2 protein-coding genes are annotated in these 5,458 nt (G+C 41.0%); one reads left to right on the forward strand and one right to left on the reverse strand.

What is annotated here, in order from left to right; all coding sequences use genetic code 11:
* Positions 1 to 2,642: hypothetical protein (locus tag H8S65_RS20515; protein WP_186931674.1), on the reverse strand; the 2,642-nt coding region annotated here is incomplete at its 3' end.
* Between the two features lie 1,592 nt (positions 2,643 to 4,234).
* Between H8S65_RS20515 and H8S65_RS20520 the strand changes: the two genes are divergently transcribed.
* Complete coding sequence (locus tag H8S65_RS20520; protein WP_186931675.1) at positions 4,235 to 5,158, forward strand: Rpn family recombination-promoting nuclease/putative transposase; 924 nt, start codon at positions 4,235 to 4,237, stop codon at positions 5,156 to 5,158.
* Positions 5,159 to 5,458: the final 300 nt, after the last annotated feature.

The following is a 5,458-nucleotide window of genomic DNA, read 5'->3' on the forward strand; positions in this document are numbered from 1 at the left end:
ATGTAGTAAGTGTAAGGAGCAGCATTGTCATAATGAGCTGTATCCAACCAGAAGATAAAGTCTAAGTTGCTATAAGCATCAGCCTTCAAATCACCTTCGCGAACAGCGATGCCCTGGTTAGCAGCGTTAACAGCGGCATAGTCGCCGTTGATAGCCTGGATGCGTACGTGTTTCGGCAGAGATTTGTAAGAAGCAGGAGCAGACTGCGGTTTAACGATGAACATGTCGTTGCGAGCGGTCAGAGGTTCGCCGGAGATTGTCTTGTACTGAGTGCTAACAACTAATTTACGAGATTCTCCAAGATCTTCCTGTGCATCATACAATACATAAGTAGAATCAGCATCGACAGCGATCATAGTGAACTGAACCGGAGTACCGTTCTTAGTTGCATATTTACCGTTAGAGAATACATACTGTCCGGCAGCATTCTTAATGATAAATGCGCTGTCAGCATCCATAACTGTGTAAGTTACTTTCTTCAAAGCATCAGCTACGCCATATTTGCTTTCAGCAGAAGGAACTAATGTATACAGAACTTCGCCTTCCGGAGCAGCTACTTTCAGTGTAGAGTCTTTTGTCATTACAATGCTCTGTCCTTCCAATACGTCAGCAGCAGAAGTGATGGTGAACTTGTTGTTCTTTGCATCGTTAGCTGTGATATATTTGTAGCCGATATAAGCGTTGTCTGCGTCTACGTCTTCAGCTGCTACCAACTGGATTGTATCGCCACCGATAGCGAAGATGTTGTTGTCTTTGTCTACAACGTTAGTTACACCCTGCCACTTAGCATCTGCTGTTGCACGGTTTTCAATTGTATAATTGCCTTTGTCAACACCGGCAGCTTTAGAAACTACGAATTGAGCGAACGGATTGAATGCCTGAGTTTTTGCTACATACTTAGCAGGATTAACCGGGCTAAAGTCATAATACAAACCATAGAATTTATTAGCAGCACCTTCATCTTCTTTCATTGCATTGATCACATAATACAGACCTTCAGCGATTGTAGCATCACCACCGATTGTTGCGTCTTTGTCGGATGTTTTGATAGTGGCTACCAAGTTGCCGTGAGTATCTGTAGCAGATGTGATTTCACCGATAGTCAAAACCTTTGTGTTAGAAAGTTTGCGGATTACCACTTGTTTAGCAGGATCAACAGCTTTAACTTCCAAAGGGCTCAAACCATCAACGTAGTTTTCACCGTCTTTGATGGCAGAGGTGGAAACAAGAGCATCCTCAGAGCTTTTAGTTCCTGCCTCTGTTATCGTTAAGCCTTTTAGGCTATTCAAATAAGCTTTCGCTGCTGCAATGTATGCTTTTATATCATCTTTTTTTGCATCAGCCGCCGTTATTGCATTAATTGCTGTTATTGCATTGTCAATCAATGTCTGTCCAGAAACACCAGAACTATTATCAAATGAGCCATCTGCAGCGGTAAACTTTTCTACTTCCGCAAAATTCAATCCTTCAGTAAATGTATCAGCATTCGCGTTACCAGCAAAAATGGCTACAGCAGCTTTAACAATGCCAACTTTACTTTTTGCATCTGTTAATTCGCCACTTGTATTAATTGTAGTAGGCAATGCAGTATACATAGCTTCCAAAGTTGTTGCCACCGGAATAGAAGTCGGAACAAATGCCGGAGCAATCACCATTGAATCATTCGGGATGAAATATGTTACAGTGAAAGCAGCGGTTGCCGAATGATGCTTAGCAGCCAAACGAGTACTGAAATCAGCAGGAGAAGTAGCATCCGGTTCAACAGCGATAGTGTCAACAATTAACTTGTTGAAATCTTTCGATGGGTCATAAAAATTATAATCGACCAACAGATATTCTTTCTGAGTTGTTTCATCTGTTGCCGGAGCAATTACCCGTTTGTGTTCTTTTCCGTTTGTAAGATATAGAACATCATCACCGCTAAATTCAGATCCATCATTTTTGATTTCTGCATCAATAGCTTCCCACTTATTAGCCGTCAACACATTCTTTTCTGTAGAAGATACATTTTCGTCAGTGAAGAACAAACGACCGGCTTCTTTTGCAACTAAGGTATTAAAATCAGTCGCTGTTAGAGTAACTGGTGTAGCTGAAACATCTCCTTTTAACAAAGCAGTAGTTGTAGCTGCTGGTATGGCGGAACCTTTCTCTACATTAAAAGTCAGTTTACCATTATCATCCGAACCAATTGTAAAAGCAGAGTCTGTACCAATCACATAAAGACCTTTAGTATCATCCCATGCCCATTCTGTATTACCACCTTTTTCATTAGCAGCAATAGTATTGACTCTACCACCATCTTTCTTATCAGACTGTAGCTTAACAGATAACATCTGTCCAGATAAACGGTTTGTAAAGGAATAAGTGTAAGTTGTTCCTCCAGCTGTAGCATGAGGAATCAACTTAATCTGCCAAAGAGTTCCAAATAAGTCCTTAATTTTTCCATTCCAACTGCTGGCAGCAACTTTAGAAAAATTACCTGCTTCATCCATAGCCAGATAATCGGTATCACTACCGATTATCAGATGAATAGTTTGACCATCTTTTAGTGCACTGGCATCAACAGGTGCTGCCGCCGCATTAAAGGACAATCCACCAGCTACCAGAGCGGTAGCCAAAAGAGTAGAAAATCTCTTGTTCATAATCATTAAAAATTAATTGTTAATAAAATAGTGTATAAAAATCCAACAACTAATTTTACGAAGGGGAGAACAACTCCCCGCGAATGATTATGAACGGGCATAAAAAAAACGCGGGTACTATTGTCTATTATTTAAGTATAGGCATCTGGAAAAGCCCGCATAACAATAATAGAACAATAGCCCGCGCCTTATACGATATAACAATCTACCCATAAAAATGGTAGATAAACTTATACGTAACCAGCGCAAGCATTTACTGTCTATTATCCCGTTATGCTTAAAATTTTCCAGATTTTATACTTAGGAATAATCTTCGTAAAATACTTACAATATGTAATTGACCCCGCGCCCTGTGAGCCGCTGCCCACTACGGAATCGTTGCAAAGGTAAATAGGTTTTCCGAATCAACAAGAAAAAACGCCCACTATTTTCCAAAATATGTAGGTTACAGGACAAAACAATACTCTTTGGACAACATATTCCCTTAGTTTAGGGATAAAATACAAGTACCTGATATACTTTGAATGAAGTAAAAAACGGATCTCAAAACAGAAAATCCCTCGGCAGGAAACGAGAATTGCCTATGCCGGAAATAGAGCCTGACGGCTCTTTGGGGATGGCCGATACCACCTGCTCCTATGAGATTCAAGTGAGGCAAGCCTCATGCCGCAGCCTCTCTTTTGCCGTCTGCTTCAGCAGACGGATAGGTGATTGTTCCCGGCTTTGCCGGTTCCTCTGTGGTTTTTAACCCCTTTAAATGTAATCTATGAAAGGGGTTAAAAACCCCAAAAGAGAGGCTGAACGGGCATAAAAAACGCGGGTCAATTGTCTATTATCAACCTGAAGGCTCTGGTAAGCCCGTGTGAAAATAATAGAACAAAAGCCCGCGCCTATACGATATTATACAATCCCTCCATCTAAGATGGAAGACATGTTATATGCGTAGTCAGCGCAAGCATTTACTGTCCATTATTCCTTCACACTTAAAAATTTACCAAATTTTCAGATCAGAATAATCTCCGTAAAATGCTTACAATATGTAATTGATCCCGCGCTCCGTGAGCCGCTGCCCACTACTGAATCGTTGTAAAGGTAAATAGGTTTTCCGAATCGACAAGAAAAAATGCTCGTAATTTCCCAAAATATGTAGGTTACAGGACAAAACAATACCCTTTGGGCAATATATTCCCTTAGTTTAGGGATAAAATACAAGTACCTGATATACTTTGAATGAAGTAAAAAACGGATCTCAAAACAGCGTATTGATAAACGCTAATAACCAGCCTATTACAGTTTCCCCCTGGAGGAAACGGAAATTCCCTCGGCAGGAAACGGAAATTCTGCCTTGTTCCCGCGCTTGACGCGGGATCGCAAAAGAACAGACCTTATTGATCGATATTTATATGGCCGGTCCTAATGCGATCCCGCGTCAAGCGCGGGAACAGGGATCACACCGACAAATCATCATTTGCAGGTTCAGTTCTTCTTAAACATGATTATTTCGAAAATAAATATGTTTTACCCTTTCCTATATACAATATTTGTCTATATTTGTCCACGAAGTATCAATAGTGCAACTAAAACATTTAATTATGGACAAATTTATCAATCCCTTTTCGGATTACGGCTGGAAAAAGATTTTCGGCAGTGAAGTAAGCAAAGATCTTATCATCAGTTTCCTCAATGAAGTTATTCAACAGGAAGTAATCGTTGACATTACGTTTCGCAATGTCGAGATGCTCGGTTTGAAACAAGACCAGCGACGGGCTATTTTCGACATCTTCTGTGAGAATGAAAAAGGGGAAGTCTTTATCGTCGAGATGCAGAAAAGCCGGCAGAAGTATTTCTCTGACAGGGTGTTATATTACGCCTCTTTTGCTATCCAGCAACAATCCATGATCGTAAAGGAAAGGCTCGAAAAGGAACCGGACGAAGTAGTCCGCAAACGCTGGAACTACCAAATCAGCAAGGTATATGTCGTGTGTATCCTGAACTACGTGATGGACCCGTCCCGTCCGGATAAATATCGCTGGGATGTGGTGCGTATGGATCGGGAGTTGAAGCAGCCCTTCAGTGAAACACTCAACGAAATCTATATCGAAATGCCGAAATTTGTATTACCTTTGTCGGAGTGCGACACGCTTTATAAGAAGTGGTTATATGTCTTAAACAACATCGAGATCATGGAACGATTACCCCAAGAACTGAACAATCAGATATTCCGCAAGCTGAAAAGCATCGTGGAGGTAGAGCGCATGACCCCTGACCAGCGCTTGGAATATGAACTGAGCCTTTCTGTCGAACGTGACCTCTCTGCCGCCCTCGATACCAGTTTCGAAGATGGGATGGAAAAAGGCAAAGCGGAAGGCAAGGCGGAAGGCATGAAGCATGGAATAGAAAAAGGGAAAGCGGAAGAACAACGCCTTATTGCAGCTAATTTAAAAAAACAGGGAGTTGATATTGGAACGATTGCACAATGTACCGGTTTGTCGGTGGAAGAAATTAGTGAGTTGTAATCTATGATTGTGATTCACATCTTGGCAGATTTGAGTCTTATAGACGCAGATTAAAATAAATAAACAGGATTTTTTGACGCGGATTGCGCGAATAACCGCGGATTAAACACCTGATACATGTTTTCTTATCCGCGTTATTCGCTAAATCCGCGTCAAAATTATATTTGCGTCCATCAGAGACTCATATTCTTATGTTTTTAGCAAATATTTTCCGATAAAATAGGAGAATAAAATTCATCCCTTTTGATAACGGCGAACATTCTCGCCACAAGTTTTGCCCGTAAAGCATTGATAATGGTC

Origin of the sequence: Parabacteroides hominis (genome assembly GCF_014287585.1) — a bacterium.
Classification (GTDB): Bacteria; Bacteroidota; Bacteroidia; order Bacteroidales; family Tannerellaceae; genus Parabacteroides; species Parabacteroides hominis.